We start from the raw sequence: 22,467 nt of genomic DNA on the forward strand, positions 1-22,467 counted from the left end.
GGTCATGGGGAGTAGAGAAGACTCATAATGGGGAAAGGGACATCACTGTATGAAAAGTAGTCACTCCCCACGGGTTCGTCGAGGGCAGGTTGCAATTGATAACAAATGCGGCAAATCTTCAGGCATGCACGGATCACACTAACGGGAACTCACCATGACACCGGCTATCAACGCAGCCCGGAATGCCAGCATCGACTACACCCTGCACGAATACCCGCACGATCCCGGCAGCGCATCGTATGGTCATGAAGCGGCGGACAAGTTAGGCGTTGCCCCAGACCGGGTATTCAAAACCCTGGTCGTGGCGATCGACGGTCGGGAACTGGCGGTTGGCGTGGTGCCGGTCAGCGCCATGCTCAATCTGAAACAGATCGCACGGGCGGCGCATGGCAAAAAAGCCGCCATGGCCGACAAGCAGCATGTGCAGCGCAGCACCGGCTATGTTCTGGGCGGTGTCAGCCCGTTGGGCCAGAAAAAACCGCTGAAGACGTTTATTGACCACTCGGCGGAGCAATTCGACACCGTTTTCGTCAGTGCCGGGCGCCGCGGCCTGGAGATCGAGCTATCGCCGCGGGACCTGGCAAGGCTGACCGGCGCCGGCTTTGCCCCACTGCAGGCCTGAAACCGGGCACAAAAAAACCGGACAGCCTCGCGGCTGCCCGGCTCTCGATAGCCGTCTGACGATTACTTCACTGACGCACGGGCGTCCGCCAGGATCCGGTTCAGGGTTTCGCTCGACTGCATGATGGCGCACACCTTGTCCGCGGGCGGGTGGTAATAACCGCCAATGTCCGCCGGATGGCCCTGGATCACACTCATTTCTTCAAGGATCTGGTCCTTGTTCTCCTCCAGCTGCTTGGACAGCTTGCCGAAGAATGCCTTCAGCTCCTGGTCACTGTCCTGCTTCGACAGCTCTTCCGCCCAATAGCGGGACAGATGGAAATGGGAACCGCGGTTATCCAGCTCGCCGGTCACCCGTGACGGCGACTGGTTGTTCTCGAGCAGGCGTTCGGTGGCCTTGTCCAGGGTCTGGCCCAGCAGACGGGCGCGGTCGTTACCGTGTTTTTCGCCCAGCTCGTCCAGCGACACCGCAATGGCGAGAAACTCACCGAGGGAATCCCAGCGCAGGTGGTTTTCTTCCAGCAGCTGCTGCACATGCTTGGGCGCAGAGCCACCGGCGCCGGTCTCGTACAGGCCACCGCCATTCAGCAGCGGCACGATGGACAGCATCTTGGCGCTGGTGCCCAGCTCCAGAATCGGGAACAGGTCGGTGAGGTAGTCACGCAGTACGTTACCGGTCACGGAGATGGTATCGAGGCCGCGAATCAGGCGCTCCATGGTCCAACGGATGGCGCGCACCGGCGACTTGATCATGATCTCGAGACCGTCGGTGTCGTGCTCTTTCAGGTAGGTGTTGACCTTCTTGATCAGCTCGGCATCGTGGGGACGCTCGTCGTCCAGCCAGAACAGCGCCGGCATGCCGGTAGCACGTGCCCGGTTGACCGCCAGCTTGACCCAGTCACGGATCGGCAGGTCCTTGGTCTGGCAGGCGCGCCAGATGTCACCCTGCTCGACCTTGTGCTCGGTCAGCACGGTGCCGTCTTCAGCGATCACGCGTACCAGGCCGTCTTCCTTGATTTCAAAGGTCTTGTCGTGGGAGCCGTACTCCTCCGCTTTCTGTGCCATCAGACCGACGTTCGGCACCGTGCCCATGGTGGTGGGATCAAAGGCGCCGTGGGTCTTACAGAAGTTGATCACTTCCTGGTAAATGGTGGCGTAAGTGGACTCCGGCATCACCGCCTTGGTGTCCTTGAGCTTGCCGTCGCGGGCCCACATCTTGCCGGAGTTACGGATCATCGCCGGCATGGAGGCGTCCACAATCACGTCGCTGGGGACGTGCAGGTTGGTGATGCCCTTGACCGAATCCACCATGGCGATTTCCGGACGGTGCTCGTAGCACGCGTGCAGGTCTTCCTGGATCTGTTCCTGCTTGGATTCCGGCAGCTGCTTGATCTTCTCGATCACCGACGACAGGCCGTTGTTGGGGTTCACACCGATTTCGTTGAACAGGTCACCATACTTGTCGAACAGCTCCCGGTAGAAAACCTTCACCGCGTGGCCGAAAACAATCGGGTGGGAGATTTTCATCATGGTGGCTTTGACGTGCAGGGAGAACATGACACCGGTCTTCTCGCAGTCAGCGAGAGCGTCCTCGAAGAACTTGATCAGCGCCTTCTTGCTCATGAACATGCCGTCGACTACTTCGCCTTCCAGCAGCGGCAGTTCCGCTTTCAGCACCGTCTGTTTGCCCTTGGCGTTTTCGAACACGATACGGGCGTTGGTGGCCTTGTCGAGGGTGACGGACTGCTCGTTGGAGTAGAAATCGCCGCCGCGCATGTGCGCCACGTGGGTGCGGGAAGCCGGGCTCCACTCACCCATGGAATGGGGGTATTTGCGGGCAAACGCCTTGACCGCGGCCGGGGCACGACGATCAGAATTGCCTTCACGCAGCACCGGATTGACGGCGCTGCCGAGAACTTTGGAGTAGCGGGCCTGGGCTTCTTTTTCTTCGTCGGTCTCAGGGTGTTCCTTGTACTCGGGAAGCTTGTAACCCTGGCTGTTCAGCTCCTTGATGGCCGCCCGCAGCTGCGGGATGGAGGCTGAGATGTTCGGCAGCTTGATGATGTTGGCGTCCGGGTCTTTGGTGTATTCGCCCAGCTCTGCCAGAGCGTCCGGCACCCGTTGGTCTTCTTCCAGATAGTCGGGAAACCCGGCCAGAATACGTGCCGCCAGTGAGATATCACTGGTTTCAAATTCGATGCCGGCCGGCTTGGCGTAGGTTTCAAGGATGGGAAGAAGGGACCGTGTCGCGAGGGCGGGAGCCTCGTCGGTCAGGGTGTAGATAATCTTGACTTTGGATGTTGTCATTTTCGTCCTCAGGCTAATGTGTGAGTTCAGGACGGCCATGGCAGGGTCAGGGGTCTTGTGAACGCCCGACCTGAGCAATGACTGATACGGGAACTTTTGATAGACCTAGTAAGATACCATTTTTTCGCGGATTCTGGGTACGATCTTAGTATAAGAACGGACTAAAAATGCGCTAAAACCTGTTACAGGATGGTGAACTGCCGGGAATTTACGAAACTTTCGGACTTTTGCGACGGGGGCCTCTCCGGCGGGCTCGGAGTGGGTGGCTCGGAACGGGTGGCTCGGAGTGTGGGCGGAGGGAACACCCAAAACGGAAAGCGGGGCTTTCCTGACTGTTTTGGGAATTCCCCCCGCCCGCACTCCTTGAGAGACCCGGGAGGGGGCGCCGTCCTGACATCGTGGGTCGGATTAGCCATAGGCGTAATCCGACGAAGCGCCCTCCGATTATGTCTTCGGCAACAAACCTGCCTCCGCCAGGCTCTGGCGAATCTGATCCAGCGCTTCCGGGTTGGCCATGGCATCGCGGTTGTCACTGCGGGCGGAGCCGTTGATCAACCGCGCGACCGCCAGTTCCACCTTCTTGCCACTGCGGGTGTAGGGGACGTCTGGCACGGTAATCACATGCCGGGGCACGTGTCTCGGGCTGGCGCCCTCGCGGATGCGGGTTTTCAGTCGCTTGACCAGGTCCTCACCGAGGGTCTCGCCGTCAGCCGGAACCACCAGCAGCACGACTTCCACGTCGCCGTCGATCTGGCGGCCAACAACCAGGCTGTCTTTCACTGCGGCTTCGGTTTCCACCTGACGGTAGATTTCTGCGGTGCCAATTCTGACGCCACCCGGGTTGAGGGTGGCGTCAGAGCGTCCATAGATAATGGCACCGCCATGTTCGGTGAATTCAATGTAGTCGCCGTGGGCCCAGACACCGGGGAAGGTGTTGAAGTAGGCGTCGCGGTAGCGCTCGTCGTCCGGGTCCTGCCAGAAGCTCACCGGCATGGACGGTAGCGGCTGGCGACAGACCAGTTCACCCCGGCCTTTGCTGACTGGTTGACCACTCTCATCATAGGCTACGGCGTCAACGCCGAGGAAGCGGCACTGGATTTCACCGCGGCGCACCGGTAGTAGCGGGGTGGCGCCCACGAAGCAGCCGCAGATGTCGGTACCGCCAGCGATTGACCCCAGCAGTGCGTTGGGGGCACCGTCGCGGTAGACCCAGTCGTAGTCTTCCGGCAACAGCGGTGAGCCGGTGGAGAACACCACGCGCAGGGCGCTGAGGTCGAGGGTGCGCGCCGGTGCCAGTTCCGCCTTGCGACAACCGGCAATAAAGCGGGCGCTGGTGCCGTAATGGGTGACCTTCTCGTCCGCCACCAGCTGCCATAAATAGTTCAGGTCCGGGTAGCCGGGGGAGCCGTCCACGGTGATCACCGCCGCGCCGGTCAGCAGAGCAGAAGCCTGCCAGTTCCACATCATCCAGCCGCAGGTGGTGAAATAGAGGAAGCGGTCCTCGGGGCCCACATCGCCATGAAGCATCAGTTCCTTGGCGTGGTTGACCAGCAGGCCGGCAGCACCGTGCACGATGCACTTGGGTTTACCGGTGGTGCCGGAGGAATACAGGATGTAGACCGGGTGATCAGGCGGCAACGGCGTGAACGATGGCGCCGAACCGGCACCGAAGGTGAGGGCCTCTTGCCAGGGTGTCACCAGCGCACCCGGGATGGGCGCTTGCTCCGGCAGCTGCTGGACACTGACCACGCACTTCAATGTTGGCAGCCCGGCGATCAGCTCGGCGAACTCGGTCTGGCGGGCAAACACCTTGCCGCCGTAGCCGTAACCGTTGACCACAATCAGTGCCGATGGCTCGATCTGACCGAAGCGGTCGAGAATCGCGCCGACGCCGAAATCCGGAGAGGCGGAGCTCCAGATGGCACCGAGGCTGGTCGCCGCCAGCATGCCGACCAGGGCTTCGTAGCCGTTGGTGACCACACCGGCCACGCGATCGCCCTGTTCAATGCCTTTAGCCCGCAGGAAGGCTTCCAGCGCGCCGGCGTCCGCTTTCAGCTCGGCGTAGCTGCGGCGCAGCACAGGGCGGGTTTCGCAATAGGCAACCACCGCTTCACGGTCGGCGTGTTCGCCGTTCGCCAGGCGCAACAGATTGGCGGCAAAGTTCACTTTCATGCCCGGGAACCACTGGGCGCCGGGCAGCGCACGGCTGCCCAGCACCTGATCCGCCGGGGTATCGCTGACCAGGCCGCAATACTGCCAGACTTTCGCCCAGAAGGTCTCCAACTCGTCGATGGACCACTGATGCAGGGCATGGTAATCGGCAAAAGGCCCGAAGCCCTGGCCTTCCAGCCAGCTGCGGAAGCGCGCCATCCGGCAGTGGCTCAGGGTGTCTTGCGAGGGGGACCAGACCACCGGGGACTGTTCTGTGTTGCTCATCCGTCTCTCCTGATGATTACTGCATGTGCCAGCCGTGGCTGACCACGATGGATTGGCCGGTCAGCGCCGCAGACGGGAAGGCAGCCAGGTGCACCGCCAGTTCCGCTACATCTTCCAGAGTCGTGAATTCCCCGTCCACTGTATTTTTCAGCATCACCTTGCTGATGACCTCGTCCTCGGAAATGCCCAGTTCCCGTGCCTGCTCGGGGATCTGCTTGTCCACCAGCGGGGTACGCACAAAGCCGGGGCAGATGATATTGCTGCGCACGCCATGCTCGGCGCCTTCCTTCGCCACGGCCCGACAAAGGCCCAGCATGCCGTGCTTGGCCGCCACGTAGGGCGCCTTCAATGGCGAGGCTTCCAGGGAGTGAACCGACCCCATATACAGCATGGTGCCACCACCACCGGCGTACATCTGCTTGAGCGCAGCCCTTGTCACCAGAAACGCACCGTCCAGGTGGACACTCATCACCTTGCTCCAGTCCGCAAACGCCAGTTTGTGCAGCGGATCGATGTGCTGGACGCCGGCGTTGGCCAGGGCAATGTCGAGGCCGCCCCAGCGGTCCACAATGGCGGCAACGCCCGCCTCCACCGCGTGCTCATCGGTAACGTCCATGGCCAGCGCCATGGCGGTGCCACCCGCCTGCTCGATGGTATCGACGGCTTGCCGGGCACTCTCCAGGGTGAGGTCGGCCACCGCCACCCGCGCGCCTTCGCGACCGTACCGCTCGGCAATGGCGCGGCCGATCCCGCGACCTGCCCCGGTGATCAGGGCTATCCGGTTGTGTAAACGCATGATTGTACTCTCCTTAGTCGTAAGCCACGCTGGGCAGCCAGGTCGCAATCTCGGGCACCAGGAAAACAATGGCCAGGGCAACCAACTGGATGATGATGAAAGGAACGACCCCCCTGTAGATGTCCATCACGTCGATTTCCGGCGGCGCCACACCCTTGATGTAAAACAGGGCAAAGCCCACCGGAGGGGTCAGGAATGAAGTCTGCAGGCACATGGCAAACAGGATGGTGAACCACACCAGGTCGAATCCGAGGGCCTGCACCACCGGAGCCACCAGCGGCAGTATGATCAGCGTGATTTCCACCCAGTCCAGGAAGAAGCCCAGCAGGAACACCGCAAACAGAATGGTCAGTACCACACCGTAAGGTCCGAACGGCAACCCCAGCAAAGCATTCTCGATCACCTGGTCACCACCCAGACCCCGCAGCACCACCGAGAACGCCGTAGCGCCCAGAAAGATGGCAAAAATGAACGCAGCGGTGCGAGTGGTCTGCTGCATCGAGGAGTTGAGCACTTTCAGGCTCAGGCGACCGGACATAAGCGCCAGCAGCAGGGCACCCAGCGCGCCCACGCCGGAGGCCTCCGTGGGTGTCGCCACACCGGCAAAAATCGACCCTAACACCCCCAGAATCAGCGCCGCGGTGGGCACTACGGCCTTGGCCACTTCCCAGACAATGCGCCAGGACACTTTCTGAGTGCCCTCAGGCACCGGCGCAATGTGGGGCTGAAACAGCGGGCGGATCATCACATAAGCTACATACATGGCACCCAGCAGCAGGCCGGGCAGAAACGCCCCCATAAACAGATCACCTACGGACGCTTCGGGCACCGCCAGCCGGTCGGCCATCAGCACCAGCATGATGGACGGCGGGATCAGGATGCCCAGAGTGCCGGTGGCGCACGCCGTGCCCACGGCAAAGCCCTTGTCGTACTTGTGCTCCATCATTACCGGCAGCGACAGCATGCCCAACAGCACCACGGAGGCGCCGATGATGCCGGTGGTGGCCGCCAGCAAGACACCGATCACCACCACCGTGACGGCGTAACCACCGCGTACCGCCCCGAACAGCTTGACCATGCTGTTCATCAGTCGCTCGGCCACGCCGGACTGATCGAGCATGATGCCCATGAAAATGAACATCGGCAGGGCAACCAGGGTTTCACTATTTACCACGTCCCAAATGCGCTCGGGTACGAGCCCCATGGAGGACGGGTAATCAAACCAGAGATTGGCACCGAAGTTTTCAACCGCGACCACACCAACCAGGGTCCAGATAACGGCCGTTCCACCCAACACCCAGGCCACCGGATAACCGGTCATCAGCAGTGCCCCGAAAGTCAGGAACATGCCGATCACAAACAGGGTTTCTAACTCCATCAGGACACATCCTCGTTCTTGTTATGCCCGGACCCGGTCCGGATCGGCTTCGGAAAGCCAAAAAGCAGGGCAGTCACTTTCAGCAGGCGAGACAGCGCTCCCAGCGCAAGAAGCATGAACGCCACAGCCAGCACGGCCTTGAGGATCCAGCGGTAGGGCAGCCCCGCCGGTGCCTGGCTGGTTTCGCCCTGCTGCCAGGAGCTGTAGGCGTAAGGCACCATCTCGTAGATCGCCAGCCCCAGAAACGGCAACAGCAGGAACAACAGCCCCAACAGTTCCACCCAGCCCTGGCCTCTGAGAGACAGACGCTCATGAATCACATCCACCCTGACGTGGTCGTCCACCACCAGCGTGTAGGCCAGTCCCAGCAGCCAGCCGGCACCCGCCAGATGCCACTGCACTTCCTCCAGCGTCACCGAGCCCAGACCAAAGGCATAGCGGCCAACCACGGCATAGATAATCACACCGGTCACCACCAGCCAGAGCCAGGAAGCACTCTTGCCGATGGCCGCAATCATCCGGTCCATGCCCTGGCTGAGCCGGGTGGTTGGCAGCTCCGTGTGATGGTGAAGGAATTCGTCGGTGGCGGACATGGATGGCCGCGCCGGCTGCGGTGAGTCGTTACCAGACACCGTCATAAACCCGTTCCTCGCTCAGAAAGCCGATGATGAAACAAGGATGGCCCCGAAGGGCCATCCAGACTTGATCAGAGAGCACCGGACCCGATCCGGTGTCTCGGGCGCGGCCCCGACCTTACAGGTCCGAAGGCACGTAGGCGCGGGTATCCCAGACCTCGTAGGTTTCCAGGAACTCGTTCTGACTTTCGTAGACACGCTTGAAATCGGCATCCCTGGACGCTTCTTCTTTCAGCACTTCCTCGGTAACCGCTTGCAGCTCTTTGAGAACGTCACGGGGGATCTGATCCGCCTGAACGCCTTTTTCCTGGAACTCGGCCAGGACCTTGCCGTTCTTGTATTCACCCTCGGCCAGACCAAGCGTTGTTGCCGCCGTACAGGAGGCCTCAACCAGCGCTTTCTGTGCGTCGGTGGTCTTGTCCCACTGATCCTTGTTGATCAGCATGTACTGGGCGGTGAACTGCTGGTGCCAACCCGGGAACAGGTTGTACTTGACCACCTGGTTGAAGCCAAGGATCTGGTCGATGGCGGGCATGGAGAATTCGGTGGCATCGATGGTGCCTTTTTCCAGTGCCTGGTAAAGCTCACCGCCGGGCATCATGGTGACCGAGGCGCCCAGCTTTTCCAGCACCTTGCCACCCAGGCCCGCAAAGCGAATTTTCAGGCCTTTATAGTCTTCCAGTGTCTTGATGGGCTCGGCATACCAGCCCGCGGTCTCCGGTCCGATAATACCGCACAGCTGCGCATGCACATCAAAACCCTTGTTGGCGTAGACTTCCTGCAGCATATCGTGGCCGCCACCGTAGTAATACCAGGCAGTGTAGGCCCAGGGCTTCATACCGAAAGGGACGGCGGCGAACAGGGGAATGGCCGGCACCTTGCCCTGGTCGTAACCGATCCAGGTGTAGCCTGCCTCTACCTTGCCGTCCGATACGGCCTGAAGAATGTCGAACGGTGGCACCAGCTTGCCGGGCTCATACACACGAACCTGAATGCTGCCATCAGAGGCGGTGGTGAGATTGTCTGCAACCCAGGCGGCAGGCGAACCCAGGCCGGGAAGATTGGTGGCAAAGGCAACGGGCATTTTCCAGCGAAGGTCATCCGCGAATGCCGATCCGGTGGACAGGGCAATCGCACCGGTGATTCCGGCGAGCGCCTTGAAGAGTGTCATTGGCATGTCTCCTAACATTGTTGTTTTTTCCGGCCGCCAGTTCGGGACTGAAGGTCCTGGTCTGAGTGTAGTCAGACATCGCAGAAAACGAGACAGACAGACAAATTGTGGGTCCAACGTTGAGCGCCAGTCTTGTTAACTGCGTTGTTCTGACGTCCTGCACAGGGGAATTAGCAGGCGTCATGCCAGCCGGAGAAAAATACGTAAAATCAGCATATTAGGAGAGTCATGCAAGTCCGGATGATGACCGAACCGTTCGGAATTCCGGACACAGTAAGACCTAGGTCGTAGGTGATTGTCCTGATCCCGGAACAGGTGTCCGGAACTCAGGACATTCTGGAGAGCTTTTCGTACAACACCGAACGGGAAATGCCCAGCAGCTTCGCGGCGCGGGTACGATTGCCCCGGGACGCCACCAGCGCGGATTCGATCGCCTGGCCCTCGGCCTCGGCCATGACCCGGGCCAGTGGCCGCACTGGCCGTGACGACAGGCCGGGTTGGGGGCGGGATCCGGTGCGTGGCAGCACCTTGAAGATGGCGTCCGCGTCCAGCAGGCCGCTTTCCTCGCCCATGGTCAGCGCACGCTCCAGCACATTCCTGAGCTCGCGGATATTACCCGGCCAGTCATAGCTGCCCAGCGCAGAAACCGCGGCGTCGGTGATCTCGCCGCGGATGTCCACGCCATTGCAGATATCCTCCAACAGCGCCTCACACAGCACACCCAGATCCGCCAGCCGCTCCCGCAGGGGCGGAATCGGGATCTCCAGCACGTTGAGCCGGTAATACAGATCGGAACGAAAGCTGCCCTCGGCCATCATCGCTTCCAGATTGCGACTGGTCGCAGCAATGACCCGGACATCCACGGCTATCACCTTGTTGGAGCCGAGTGGCTCGATCTCACCTTCCTGCAAAGCCCGTAGCAGTTTGGCCTGCAACGGCAACGGCATATCACCCACTTCATCCAGGAACAGCGTGCCGCCATTGGCGAGCTGGAACTTGCCCTCACGGCTGCGGCGGTCTGCGCCGGTGTAGGCACCGGGGGCCACGCCAAAGAATTCGGCTTCCAGCAGATTGTCGGGAATGGCCGCCACATTCACCCCCACAAAGGGCCTGTCGGCCCGCGCCGACACGGTGTGAATGGCCTGTGCCAATACCTCCTTGCCGGTGCCGGTTTCACCCAACAGCAGCACCGGCATGTCGCGACCGGCGGCCAGGCGGGCACGGCGCTTGACCTCCAGCGCCGCCGCACTGGCGCCGACGAAGTCTCCCAGGCTGTAGCGGGTACCCCGGGCTTTTTTGGCCAGTGCCTTGCGCGCGGCGGCGAGGTCCTGGTGCAGGCGTCGGTATTTGCTGACCAGGGGCGTCAGCGGTTGCAGGTCGTCATACAGCACAAACGCCACCGCACCGAGAATTTCACCGGCATCGTCAAAAAACGGCAGGCGGGTCACCACCAGCTGCTGTTGCTGGTGCTCCATGATATCCAGCAGCAGCGGCTTGCCGGTCTCCACCACCTCGGGCATGCGGGTGTGCGGAATCACATCCCGCACGTAGCGGCCGATGACCGCCGGCGGCTCATCGAGGCCCAGCAGGCCGGCATAACTGGCGTTGATCCAGGTAATCCGGCAGTCACGATCCACCGCAATGGCGCCGGCGCTGGCCTCCTCGAACATCGGGAACAGGGCCTCGATCAGATCCAGGGTCAAGCCATTCTTGTTGTTCTGACTGAAGAGCTGCTTCATGGTCCGGTTACCGCAATCGAGAGTATCCTGCATGGTACAAAACCCTGCAGCGATTGTCCTGAATCCGGGACACTTCCACCGTTTCCGCAGCAAACAGGCATCCGCCGCACCCGTTTTCACGTACAGATACAGGTTAATCACTGCTGCCGAGGATCGATGCCTTGATAAGGATGTTCCCGAAAACCCCGTTGATGATCCTGATGGCTCTCGTTGGACTGTCCGGGTGTGCCTCTCACCATGGCGCGCCGGATAAAGCCGCACCGGCCTGGCCGGACACCGGTTATGATGTGACCAGAAACCTGACCTACACACCAGACCACTGGCCGGAAAAGCTGAACGCGGATCTTTATCGACCCTCGCAAGCCCGGGCCGGTGGCAACCCGACGGTGCTTCTGGTGCACGGCGGTGGCTGGGAGCGACGCTCCCGGGCAGACATGAGCGGCATCGCCGAAGATCTCGCCAGCCGCGGCTTTGCCGTGCTGAACATTGATTACCGCTTCGCACCGGAACACACCTTCCCGGCGCAACTTCATGATCTGCAGCTGGCCATGCACTGGCTCCACGACCAGGCTGGCCAGTACGATCTGGACACTGGCCGCATCAGCGCCTTTGGCTTTTCATCCGGCGCGCATCTGGTGGCGCTGATGGCTTTGGTGGCCAGTTCCGACAGCGAACTCAACGCGCCTCACGGCGGGCCGGACACGCGACCGATCGCGGTCGTGGCAGGCGGCATTCCCGCCGATCTGCGGGCGTTTGGCTCCGGCAAACTGATCCGCCAGTTCCTGGGCGGCGAGCAACCGGACCTGCCGGAGGTCTACAACCAGGCGTCACCCATTACCCATGTGACCGACAACGCGCCCCCTTTCTTCCTGTTTCACGGCGCCATGGACATGCTGGTGCCCGCCAAACAGGCGCGCTGGCTGAGAGACGAGCTGGACAACCACGGTATTGAAAACGAGTTTTATGAGATGCACCTGCGGGGCCACCTCACCAGCTTTCTGACCTCCGGGAACGCCGTGGACCGCGCCACCGATTTCCTGTTACGACATTCCGCCAGGGCAATGACTAGCCAATCCGCACAAACGGCAGCAGGCTCAACGCCGCAATAACCACAATGGCCAGGCAGGCCGCCAGCGTTGTGACCGGCTTTTCCCGCAGCCGGAACCAGAAGCCGCCGGTTCTGCCCTCGGCCAGACGCTGCTCGTACTCCTGCCGCTGCCGTGCCAGCCGGCGTTGCTGATACTCCGTCAGCAACGCCCGGGCGCGGCTGGCCTCGTCGTTATCGTGCACCCAGAACCCGCCCATGCTGATACCCCAGCGACTGGGCGGCGTCTCGTAATAGCGCACACCGTGGGTTTCGAATAACTCGCGGATTTCATCGGCTTCGTCATCGGGTACATGGCGAAGATTCATCAGGTGATGGGGCATGGTATGTCTGGTATCGGCAGCGGGAATCCCTATATCCTAGCATTCACAGGGACAATCGACCGAACTTGCCACCGGGATGTTGAATGACCGAAAGCCCCATCCGCCTGTTAATGGACTTTGACGCCAGGGTACGCCGGGATCAGGACCAGCCGCCGGCGTTCCTGCACCGTCGTGATCGCAAATTTGCCCTGACCTGCCACCAGGACGGCCTCGAACCCGGTCCCCGCCAATGGCTGGCTTATCTGGATCGGTTCAATGACGCGGGCGGCCCGACGGTGGGCAACCAGCTTGTACGGCGCTGGCGGCGCATCACCCTGGGTTTCATGGGTGTCGGCGCGGTGATGGGGCTTCTTGCCATGCTCGGCCTGCTGTTCTACGACGGTGGTCAGCGCATCAATATCACCGTCATTCTGGGATTCGTGCTGCTGCAGGGCCTGCTGGCCGTGCTCACCAGCGTCCAGTGCCTGGCCGGCTGGCAACCCTGGCGCCCGCTGCTGAGGCGATTGTCAGATTCACGCCACGCCCAACTGTCTGGTGCCCTGCGTAAACTTCAACCCCAGTTGATGGCCCGTGCTGCCCATTGCGGCGGCCTCGCTTTCGGCGTCAGCGGACTGTTCACGCTGCTGGTAATGGTCGTTCTGCAAGATCTGGCGTTTGGCTGGAGTACCACACTGAACACTGAAAACGCGGGTTTTCTTGCGCTGGTGCAGACCATCGCCGCGCCATGGCAGGGGCTTTGGCCAGCGGCATTCCCGGATGCGGCCCTGGTTGAGGCCACCCGCTTTTTTCGCGCCAGCGGCGGAGCGGGAGAGGTCAATCCCGCAACGCTCGGCGCCTGGTGGCCTTTCGTTGCGATGGTCTGGCTGTATTATGCGATTCTGCTGCGCCTGGCCCTGGTCGCCATCACCCAGCTCCAACTCCATCAGCGCGCGCGCCGGCTGTTGCGCCAGCACCCGGGGCAGACTGCCCTGCGGTACCGCATGGAAACACCGACACTGGAAACCGGCAACGCCCACAACGATGCCGAACACCAGCCGGATACTGCCACCGACAATCAACTCCGGCCGTTGCCAGAAAGTGACACCGTGATTTGCTGGGCCGGTGCCGGCGAGCCGGAGTTGCCAGACGCCCTCCGGGGCCCGGATACGGTGGTGCTCAAGGCCGGCGGTCGCGCCTCGCTCAGTGACGACGCCCATGCGTTGGCAACGGTGGCGACGCATCTGCAGCAAATTTCACGACCCGCGGTGATTCTGGTCACCCGCAGCTGGGAGCCACCCACCGGTGAACTCCAGGATTTTCTTCAGCAGGCGCAGGAGCACTGGCCGGCCGCCAGCCACGTGGCCATTGTGCCCCTGGCCGCCTCCGGTGTGGGCGAGCCACCCGCGCACCAGATACAGCAATGGCTGCGGTTTGCCGAACGGCTGGGTCACGGGTTTGTCGGTATCAGCCAGCCGCAACTGACACAACGCAACCCCTACGGCCGGGAAGACCAGAGCCATGGATAACGCCCCGGTCTTTGCGGTGGTTGGCCACCCCAACAAGGGCAAATCCAGCGTGGTGGCCACCCTGTCACAGAACGACGCCATTGCCATTGCGCTCGAGCCCGGCACCACGCGACAGCGCCAGAACTACCCGCTGACGGTGGATGGACAAACGCTCTACACCCTGGTGGACACACCCGGTTTCCAGCGGCCGCGCCGGGTGCTGGCCTGGCTGGAGGCCCACAGCGTGTCGGCCTCGGACCGGGCGGAAACCGTGGCCGCCTTTGTCACCCAGCACCGGGACAATCCCCGCTTCAACGACGAGTGCGAATTGCTGGCACCGCTGATCAAGGGTGCCGGTATTATCTATGTGGTGGACGGCTCGGTACCCTACAGCGCCGAGCATGAAGCGGAAATGACCATCCTGCGCTGGACCGGTCGTCCGAGCCTGGCGCTGATCAACAGCATCGGGCCTGACGACTACAGTGACACCTGGCAGGCAGCGCTGGGCCAGTTCTTCCAGGTTGTGCGCAAGTTCAATGCCGTTCGTGCACCGTTCGACCAACATCTCGGCCTGTTACGGGCCTTTGGCCAGCTGGAACCGGCCTGGGAGCGGCCGCTGGAGCAGGCCACCCGGTTTCTGGCCCAGCAGCGCGATCAGCGCAAACGCCAGGCTGCAGCGCTGATCGCGCGGGCACTGGAAGACCTGATGAGCTTCCAGGAGAAACGCACCCTGACCCTCAACCAGGTGGCCGGCACCAGCGACGAGAACCTGGCAGACGGGTTACGGCGGCGCTGGTACCAGCGGCAGCGGCAGCGGGAACAAACCCTGCGGGTGTCCGTCGAGCATCTCTATCAGCACAACCGGATCCAGCGCCAGGAAGCGGAGCTGGAATGGCACAACGAGCATGACCTGTTCAGCGAAGACAGCCGCAAGGTGTGGGCCGTCAACAAACGCTACCTGGCCACCGCCGGCTTCGGTGCCGGTGCCGCTGGCGGCGCCGGCATTGATGCGCTGACCCTGGGCCACTCGTTGGGCGCGGGCGCGCTGGTAGGCGGCCTGATTGGCGCGGCGGGCAGTTATTTCTACGGCGACCGCCTGGCACTGCCGGCGCTGAACATCGGCGCGCTGCAAAACGGCCTGAAGACCGCCAGCTTCGGCCCGGTGCAGGACAGCCAGTTCGGCTACGTGGTGCTCGGGCGAGCGGTGGACCACTGGTGGCATATCAGCCACCGCAATCACGCCGGCCGCGATCCGCTGGACCTGGAACCGTCCGACAGCCACTGGCTGGAAACCCTGGACCGCAAGAGCCGGCAGGACATACAACGAGTCTTCGAACGGTGCCGCAAACAGCGTGCGCCGGACGACCGGCTGCGGGCGGATTTCATCGCGGCGATCGAGCAGGCGATGACCATCTACGACGATTGGCGGTTGAATCGGATGTAACGGAGATGTTTATACTGTAAAGCTATTCCATCACCCAATGAGGAATGCGGATGAAAATCGTACGAGTGCAAGACATCATCGGTACCGAACGCGAAGTCACCGGCCCCGGCTGGACCAGCCGCCGCATGCTGCTGAAAAAAGATGGCATGGGTTTCTCTTTCCACGAAACCATTATCCCTGCCGGCGCTGAACTCAATCTCTGGTACAAGCATCACCTGGAAGCGGTGTATTGCGTTGCCGGCAACGGTAGTATCACGGACAAAGCCACCGGCGAAACCCACGAGATTTCCGACGGCACGCTGTACGCGCTCGACAAGCATGACCAGCACACCCTGCGCGGCGGCACCGAGGACATGCGCCTGATCTGCTCCTTCAACCCGCCAGTGACGGGTCGCGAAGTGCATGACGAAGATGGCGCCTATCTGCCCGACACCAGCGAAGACTGATTCGCGGCCCTGTGGCTGAACGCCAGGCCGCAACCCTACCGCCACCGCCAGCCAGCCTGCTGCCGGTGGCGGTACTGCTTTGGCTTGCCGGAGTCTACCTACGCATACCCGTGCTGGTCGCGCCCCCGCTGGCCCCGTTCATCGGTAACGAACTGGCACTGTCACAGGCGCTGACGGGCGCCCTCACGACTCTGCCGATCCTGATGCTGGCTGTCGGCGCCATGCCCGGTTCCCTGGCCATTTCCCGCCTGGGTCCCCGCAATACCCTCGCGCTGGCCATGGTGATCATGGTGATCGGTTCCGCCGGCCGTGGCCTGGTTCCCGACGCCACCACCCTGATGCTCGCCTGTGCCGTGATGGGGCTCGGCGTTGCGATGATGCAGCCCGCCTTGCCAGCCTTGTTACCGCGCTGGCTCGAACCCCATCACCTGGCCGTGGGCTCCGCCATTTACATGAACGGCATGCTGATGGGCGAGTTTATTGGCGCCGGCATTACCCTGCCCGTTCTGATGCCATTACTGGACAACAGCTGGCGCGCCACCCTGATCGCCTGGTCGTTGCCCGCGCTGGTGGTGGCCGCGTTGCTGTTCCTGCCCAGACGGGATCGCGCCCGACCGGTACGCAAGGTGGCCTGGCTACCGGACTGGAAGAACCCGTTGACCCTGAAAGTGGGGCTGTTACTGGGGCTGTCCGGCTCCATGTTCTTCGGTCTCAATGCCTACATGGGCGCCCTGCTGGAGCAGCGGGGGCAGGGTGACCGGCTGGCGGAATCGCTGTTCTGGTTCAACCTGGCCCAGGTGGCCGCTTCGCTGGTGATGCTGAAGATGGCGCGCGCCTGGGTTGGCCGCCGAAGCCTGATTCTGATCATGGCGGTGATCAGCATCGCCGGCACCACCGGCACGCTGCTGCTGCCCGGCTGGTGGGCCATTGCCAGCGCCACCCTGATGAGTTTCGTAGCGGGTATCCTGCTGATTCTGCTGGTGGCATTGCCACCCCTGCTGGTCAGCTCGGAGCAAACCGGTCAGCTGTCTGCCGGCAATTTCCTGGTGGGTTATACCCTGGCGTTCGCGGTGCCGATGGCCGGTGGCCTGATTGCCGACTGGACCGGAAACGTCAGCCACGCCGTTGTGACCATGGTGGTGTACAGTATTCTGGTGCTGCCGCTGATTTTTACCCTGGATCTGACCCGAAAAGCCTCACCAACGACAACCGGAACACCAGACCCCGGCGTATGATTGAACCGATTCCCTCACCCATCCAACCGCAAGGACGTCGCCGTGTCACTGGCAGCCCTGATCAACCAACTGGCCGATGAAGACACCAGCGCACTGAAAACCCTGTCGCTGGTGATTGACTGGGTGCGCCCCCGCCCACGGGAAACCATCAACAGCACCCTGACCCGCATGGAACAGCTGGAAGCCGCGTTGACGGAGAGCCTCGACGTCCACCTGGCGGTCTCGTCACGACTGCAGAACTGGCTCGACAATGCCCAGTTCTTCCAGTTGCTGTCTGGCCTCGGGCTTTACTCCCGCCGCGGTTTTTTCAAGGAGATCAGTGAGCGCCTGTACGAGCGGGTGAATCCGGCCCCGGCCGACCGAAATAACGTCAAGGATGTGCTGTTTCTGGTGTTCAATCGCAAAGGTGACGAAGCCTGGATCCACGAAGTGCCCGATGAGGCGTTGCTGAAGCTGCTGGGTACCCTGTGGCACTTCTCACCGCCGGCACTGGAGCGCACCCGCATACGGGTGTGCACGCAGATTCTCAATGCCATCGAGATGCTGTCGATCTGGGTCGCCGCGGAAGAGCTGGAGCCCAACATCGTGCGACTCAACCCCCGGGTGGTGGATCGCGAGTCCGCTTTTGTGGCCCTGCAACGGGAACTCGCGGCGTTTGTTCAGTCCTACGTTCGCGGTTTGCAGGACGACACAGAGATCCATCTTGATCACGACCACGCGCTGGTGCTGATTGAGCAATGCCGGGACGAGATCGCGCGCCTGCAGCGACGCTCGGTGACCGCCGGTTCCACCATGGGGCTCACCCACCTGCTGGAACGACTGAGCCAGACCCTGACCCGCATAGAACACCTGCTGGACATACTCGACCCCGCCGACAAAGACAAGCGCACCCGCCGATCCATCGAGTTGTTCAAGACCCTGGTGCAGGCCAGCGCAGAGCGCCACGGGGTCCGTACCCTGTGGCGGGACAACCTCAGGCTGATGTCCCGCAGTGTCGCAGAAAACGCCAGCGATCACGGTGAACACTACATTGCCGGCAGCCGTCGTGAATATCAGGCGATGCTGGCGTCCGGCGCCGGGGGCGGTCTGATCATTGCGTTCATGGCCCTGATCAAGATCCAGATTCTTCAGCTTGGGCTGGGCAAGGGTATCGAGACCCTCTGGGTCAGCCTCAACTACGGACTGGGCTTCATGCTGATTCACATGCTCCACTGCACCGTCGCCACCAAGCAGCCTGCCATGACCGCCGCCAGCATTGCCGAGAAGGTGGAACAGGGCGAGCACGGCCGCGCCAATGCCCGTAAACTCGCCGAGCTGCTGGTGCGGGTGGGGCGCACCCAGTTTGTGGCCATCCTGGGTAATGTCGCCGTGGCGCTGACGGTGGCCTTCGCTATCGGCTGGTGCTACACCCGCCTGGAGGGTGTGCCGCTGATCAGTACCAATCGCTACGATTACATGCTTGCCGGCATTCACCCGTGGCAGAGCCTGGCACTGGTGTATGCCGCCATTGCCGGGGTATGGCTGTTCGTTTCCGGGCTGGTGGCGGGGTATTTCGACAACCGCGCCGCCTATCTGGATCTGGCCGGCCGCTTGCGGCAGCATCCGCTGTTGCGGCGATTAATGCCGCTGTCCGTGCGGGAAAAATTCGCCAGCTACGTGGACGAGCACTACGGCGCGCTGATCAGCAATTTTGTCTTCGGGGTGTTGCTGGGGGTGACCGGTTACATCGGCTATCTGTCAGGCCTGCCCATCGATATTCGCCATGTCGCATTTTCGTCGGCCGACGTGGGCTATGCCATGTCGGTGTTCATACCGAGCGTAGAAGTGTTTGCGATGTTCACCGGGTTTGCGTTGCTTATCGGGGGCGTGAATCTGGTGGTGAGCTTCACCCTGGCACTCAACGTCGCGCTGCGGGCGAGGGGGACGCGAATATCCAGTTTCCCGAAACTGATCCGGGCCTGGTTTCAGGTGGTGCGGGAGAACCCGCTGGCCTTGCTCTATCCGCCAGCGGACCCACGTCCGGAGCCGATCCCGGACAACAATCCGGAACCTGAAGCGGAGGCCGGGCAGCCTCCGTCAGACGTTACAGATAGTAGTCCTTCAACGGAGGGAAACCGTTGAACTCCACCGCGCTGTAGGTGGTGGTGTAGGCACCGGTAGACAACCAGTACATGCGGTCACCGATGGCCAGGTTCAGCGGCAACGGGTACTTGTGGTGCTCGTACATGATGTCGGCACTGTCACAGGTCGGCCCGGCTATCACGCAGTCCTCGCCCTCACCGACTTTCTCGGTCCAGATCGGAAACTTGATGGCTTCGTCGAGGGTTTCGATCAGCCCGCCGAACTTGCCCACATCAGTAAACACCCAGCGGTGCAGCGCGGTGCGGGACTTGCGGGAAATCAGCACCACCTCACTCACCAGTATGCCAGCGTTGGAAATCAGCGAACGGCCCGGCTCAATGATGATCTCCGGCAGGTCATCGCCGAAGTCCTCGTGGAGGAAGCGTCGGATCTCTTCCGCATACACCTTCAACTCGTTGGTACGGGTAATGTAGTTGGCCGGAAAACCACCGCCCATGTTGATCATCTTCAGTTCGATGCCGTCTTCTTCCTTCAGGCGCTCGAAGATGACCTTGACCTTGCTCAACGCAGCATCCCAGGCGCCGATTTCACGCTGCTGGGAACCCACGTGGAAAGACACACCGTAAGGCACCAGACCCAGATCACGGGCCAGAATCAGCAGATCCATGGCCATATCGGTCTGACAACCAAACTTGCGAGACAGTGGCCAGTCCGCGGTCAACGTGCCCTCGGTGAGAATACGCACGTAGATCTTCGACCCCGGGGCCGCCTTGGCAATGTTACGCAGGTCTGCTTCGGAGTCGGTGGCGAACATGCGCACACCCTTCTCGTAAAAGGTGCGAACGTCCCGCGCCTTCTTGATGGTGTTGCCATAGCTGATGCGGTCAGCGGAAACACCCAGACCCATGACCTTGTCCAGCTCATACACGGATGCGATGTCGAAACTGGCGCCCTTGTCACGCAGCATGGTCAACACCTGCGGCGCAGGGTTGGCTTTCACCGCGTAGTACACATTGGCGTACGGGAAACCTTCCACCAGCTGGTCGTACTGGCGATCAATGGTGGCCGTATCGATCACCACGAACGGCGTTTCCTTGGTGTCCGCAAAGGCCTTGATACGGGCAAAAGTATCGGCATCGTAATAATCAGCGAGATGAACGTTGGCAGACTCGATCATGGATGGCGTTTCCCTCCAGAGGGCAAACCGGCATAAAAAAAGGGGCGCCTCAGCCTGACTGAAGTACCCCGGATTGGCGCGATCATCGGGCTTTTTTATAGGCCCCGATATGCGCATATCTACCCATAAATCGGCACCGGCAAGATTGAGTTTTTGGTGTCGACCGTAACGAAGCCGCCGGCTTTCGACACATCCTGTCGCAGAAAGCTACAAAAGAAGTTGTGAAATACCTGCAAACCTCCTTTAATTTAAGACTTACACCCCATCATGACGGCGGCAATCTATGTTTTTTGCGAAAAATGATCGTAAACAAGTCCTGGAACAAGCGCTTGACGCAGTCGTCAGTATCGATGAAAAAAACTGCATCACCTTCTTCAACGCCGCCGCCGAAAAGCTCTGGGGCTACCAGCGCAGCGAGGTGCTCGGCCAAAATGTGAAAATGCTGGTACCCCGCGACATTCAGGGCGAACACGACAGCTATATCGGGAAGAACCGGGAAACCGGCAAAGACATTATCGTCGGCACCAGTCGCGATGTGCTGATGACCCGCAAGGATGGCACAACGTTGTGGGCGAACCTGGCGCTGAGCAAGGTTGTTCAGGGCCGCTCGATTACCTACACCGCGTTCGTGCGCGACATTTCAGCCGAGCGTTCAAACCGCGAGATCATCAATCAGACACTGGAACAGGCACTTGACGCCGTGGTGACCATTGATGAAGACAACAACATCACCTTCGCCAACGCGGCGGCTGAAGAACTCTGGGGCTACGATCGCACGGAAATGATCGGCCAGAACGTGAAAATGCTGGTACCCCATGACATTCAGGCCCGGCACGACGATCTGGTGAACGCCAATCGCCGCACGGGCGTGGACAAGATCGTCGGCACCACCCGGGAGGTACCCGTATTCCGCAGAAATGGCGAGAAACGCTGGGCCTCGCTGTCACTTTCCAAGATCCGTCTGGACGACCGCATTCTCTACACCGCGTTCCTGAAAGACGTGACCGAGGAGGTGACGCGCCGAGCCGAGTTTCAGATGCTGTCAATGGTGGCCAATGAGACCGACAACGCCGTCATCATCACCGATCCGAACCGGCACATTGTGTACGTCAACCACGGCTTCACACAGCTGACCGGCTACCATCTGGACGAAGTGCAGGGCAAAAGTCCCGGCGACCTGCTGCAGGGTCCTCATACCGATGAAGCAACCGTCGAGAAAATCCGCACCAAAATCCGCAATAACGAGCCCTTCTACGACGAAATTCTGAACTACGACCGCGATCAGAAACCCTACTGGGTGTCACTGGCGATCAACCCGGTGTTCAACGAGAGCGGCAAGCTGACCCACTATATTTCGATACAGGCCAACGTCACCCAGACCAAAGAGCAATCCCTGGAGTTCACCCGCCGCTTCGAAGCGATCAGTGAGAGCAACGGGGTGGGTGAGTGGGACCTCGAGGGCAGACTGGTGCGGGCCAACCACTATCTGGTGTCGCACCTGGGGGATGCCAGCGAAAACGATCTGGTCAAACGCGTCGGCAACCTGCGGGAAATCCTCGGGAAAGAGGTTTTCGACCGGGTTCTGAACGGTGAGCAGGTCCAGCAGAGCTTCAGTATCCGCAATGCCGGAGGCGCGGAGCACTGGTTTGATTCCACCGTCTGCCCGATTGCGGATTTCACTGGCAACGTGCGCTACATCGTCACCTACGGCATCGACATCAACTCGAAGATGGAAGCGGTCCAGGTGACCGATCGTGAAATGTCACTGGTGCTGAGCTCTTCCAACGAGATCTCGAAAATTGTCAGCGTGATCAACGAGATTTCCGGGCAAACCAATCTTCTCGCGCTGAATGCCGCGATTGAGGCAGCCCGAGCGGGGGAAGCGGGCAGGGGCTTCGCCGTGGTGGCCGACGAAGTACGGCAACTGGCGAAGAGAACCAGCCAGTCGGCGGATGAGATCAACCGTCTGGTGGCCGAAACCACCCAGCGGGTTGGCGACCTGGCAACCTCCATCCGCACACTGAACGCCGTCGCCGACGACGACGTCAAGGGTGCCAGTTCTGCGACGGCCAAAAGAGCCTGACGCGA

At 61.2% G+C, this 22,467-nt stretch carries 17 protein-coding genes; 8 read left to right on the top strand and 9 right to left on the bottom strand.

From position 1 onward, the window contains the following. Positions 1 to 154 precede the first annotated feature (154 nt). Positions 155 to 622: a Cys-tRNA(Pro) deacylase gene (gene ybaK / locus R0125_RS11750; protein ID WP_248181751.1), complete on the top strand. Its 468-nt coding sequence runs from the start codon at positions 155 to 157 to the stop codon at positions 620 to 622. 62 nt (positions 623 to 684) lie between these two features. On the opposite strand, the gene R0125_RS11755 is transcribed toward ybaK, so the two are convergent. The 7 genes from R0125_RS11755 to R0125_RS11785 form a co-directional block, all read right to left on the bottom strand. Continuing rightward, positions 685 to 2,928 carry an NADP-dependent isocitrate dehydrogenase gene (locus tag R0125_RS11755; protein WP_248181752.1) on the bottom strand — a complete coding sequence of 748 codons (2,244 nt, stop codon included), beginning with the start codon at positions 2,926 to 2,928 and terminating at the stop codon, positions 685 to 687. A 444-nt stretch (positions 2,929 to 3,372) separates the two neighbouring features. After that, on the bottom strand, positions 3,373 to 5,364 hold the full coding sequence (locus R0125_RS11760) for an acetoacetate--CoA ligase (RefSeq protein ID WP_317238295.1): 1,992 nt from the start codon (positions 5,362 to 5,364) through the stop codon (positions 3,373 to 3,375). 16 nt (positions 5,365 to 5,380) lie between these two features. Next, positions 5,381 to 6,160 carry a 3-hydroxybutyrate dehydrogenase gene (locus tag R0125_RS11765; RefSeq protein WP_317238296.1) on the bottom strand — a complete coding sequence of 260 codons (780 nt, stop codon included), beginning with the start codon at positions 6,158 to 6,160 and terminating at the stop codon, positions 5,381 to 5,383. Between the two features lie 13 nt (positions 6,161 to 6,173). Beyond that, positions 6,174 to 7,538, bottom strand: a complete 1,365-nt coding sequence (locus R0125_RS11770; RefSeq protein ID WP_248181755.1) for a TRAP transporter large permease subunit — start codon at positions 7,536 to 7,538, stop codon at positions 6,174 to 6,176. Next, entirely contained in the window at positions 7,538 to 8,176 is a 639-nt protein-coding gene (locus tag R0125_RS11775; RefSeq protein ID WP_248181756.1) for a TRAP transporter small permease subunit, read from the bottom strand. The genes R0125_RS11770 and R0125_RS11775 overlap by 1 nt, the downstream gene beginning before the upstream one ends. Positions 8,177 to 8,291: 115 nt before the next feature. Then, positions 8,292 to 9,344 (bottom strand): TRAP transporter substrate-binding protein, encoded by a 1,053-nt coding sequence (locus R0125_RS11780; RefSeq protein ID WP_317238297.1) that lies wholly within the window; start codon positions 9,342 to 9,344, stop codon positions 8,292 to 8,294. Positions 9,345 to 9,670: 326 nt separating this feature from the next. Then, the gene (locus R0125_RS11785; protein WP_410797622.1) at positions 9,671 to 11,116 is read right to left on the bottom strand and encodes a sigma-54 interaction domain-containing protein; all 1,446 of its coding nucleotides are present in this window, start codon (positions 11,114 to 11,116) and stop codon (positions 9,671 to 9,673) included. A gap of 137 nt (positions 11,117 to 11,253) precedes the next feature. Here R0125_RS11785 and R0125_RS11790 point away from each other — a divergent pair, with 137 nt between their 5' ends. Further along, a complete protein-coding gene (locus tag R0125_RS11790; RefSeq protein ID WP_317238486.1) occupies positions 11,254 to 12,192 on the top strand; it encodes an alpha/beta hydrolase in 939 nt (312 codons plus the stop codon). On the opposite strand, the gene R0125_RS11795 is transcribed toward R0125_RS11790, so the two are convergent. Beyond that, positions 12,149 to 12,511 carry a DUF6164 family protein gene (locus R0125_RS11795; RefSeq protein ID WP_248181757.1) on the bottom strand — a complete coding sequence of 121 codons (363 nt, stop codon included), beginning with the start codon at positions 12,509 to 12,511 and terminating at the stop codon, positions 12,149 to 12,151. The genes R0125_RS11790 and R0125_RS11795 overlap by 44 nt on opposite strands. Before the next feature lie 83 nt (positions 12,512 to 12,594). Between R0125_RS11795 and R0125_RS11800 the strand changes: the two genes are divergently transcribed. Genes R0125_RS11800 through R0125_RS11820 form a run of 5 tightly spaced genes read left to right on the top strand, consistent with a single transcriptional unit; the run spans position 12,595 to position 19,241 of the window. Next, positions 12,595 to 14,016 carry a DUF2868 domain-containing protein gene (locus tag R0125_RS11800; protein WP_317238298.1) on the top strand — a complete coding sequence of 474 codons (1,422 nt, stop codon included), beginning with the start codon at positions 12,595 to 12,597 and terminating at the stop codon, positions 14,014 to 14,016. After that, complete coding sequence (locus R0125_RS11805; protein ID WP_317238299.1) at positions 14,009 to 15,439, top strand: GTPase/DUF3482 domain-containing protein; 1,431 nt, start codon at positions 14,009 to 14,011, stop codon at positions 15,437 to 15,439. The genes R0125_RS11800 and R0125_RS11805 overlap by 8 nt, the downstream gene beginning before the upstream one ends. A 50-nt stretch (positions 15,440 to 15,489) precedes the next feature. Beyond that, complete coding sequence (locus R0125_RS11810) at positions 15,490 to 15,885, top strand: ectoine synthase (RefSeq protein ID WP_248181760.1); 396 nt, start codon at positions 15,490 to 15,492, stop codon at positions 15,883 to 15,885. Between the two features lie 11 nt (positions 15,886 to 15,896). After that, positions 15,897 to 17,120, top strand: a complete 1,224-nt coding sequence (locus R0125_RS11815) for a CynX/NimT family MFS transporter (protein ID WP_317238300.1) — start codon at positions 15,897 to 15,899, stop codon at positions 17,118 to 17,120. A 42-nt stretch (positions 17,121 to 17,162) separates the two neighbouring features. After that, on the top strand, positions 17,163 to 19,241 hold the full coding sequence (locus R0125_RS11820) for a site-specific recombinase (protein WP_317238301.1): 2,079 nt from the start codon (positions 17,163 to 17,165) through the stop codon (positions 19,239 to 19,241). Here the strand turns inward: R0125_RS11820 and R0125_RS11825 are convergent. Further along, positions 19,204 to 20,379 carry a type III PLP-dependent enzyme gene (locus R0125_RS11825; RefSeq protein ID WP_317238302.1) on the bottom strand — a complete coding sequence of 392 codons (1,176 nt, stop codon included), beginning with the start codon at positions 20,377 to 20,379 and terminating at the stop codon, positions 19,204 to 19,206. The genes R0125_RS11820 and R0125_RS11825 overlap by 38 nt on opposite strands. Positions 20,380 to 20,662: 283 nt before the next feature. On the opposite strand from R0125_RS11825, the gene R0125_RS11830 reads away from it, so the two are divergent. Next, positions 20,663 to 22,462, top strand: a complete 1,800-nt coding sequence (locus tag R0125_RS11830; protein ID WP_317238303.1) for a PAS domain S-box protein — start codon at positions 20,663 to 20,665, stop codon at positions 22,460 to 22,462. Positions 22,463 to 22,467 lie beyond the last annotated feature (5 nt).

Source organism: Marinobacter sp. M-5, assembly GCF_032911545.1.
Classification (GTDB): domain Bacteria; phylum Pseudomonadota; class Gammaproteobacteria; order Pseudomonadales; family Oleiphilaceae; genus Marinobacter; species Marinobacter goseongensis.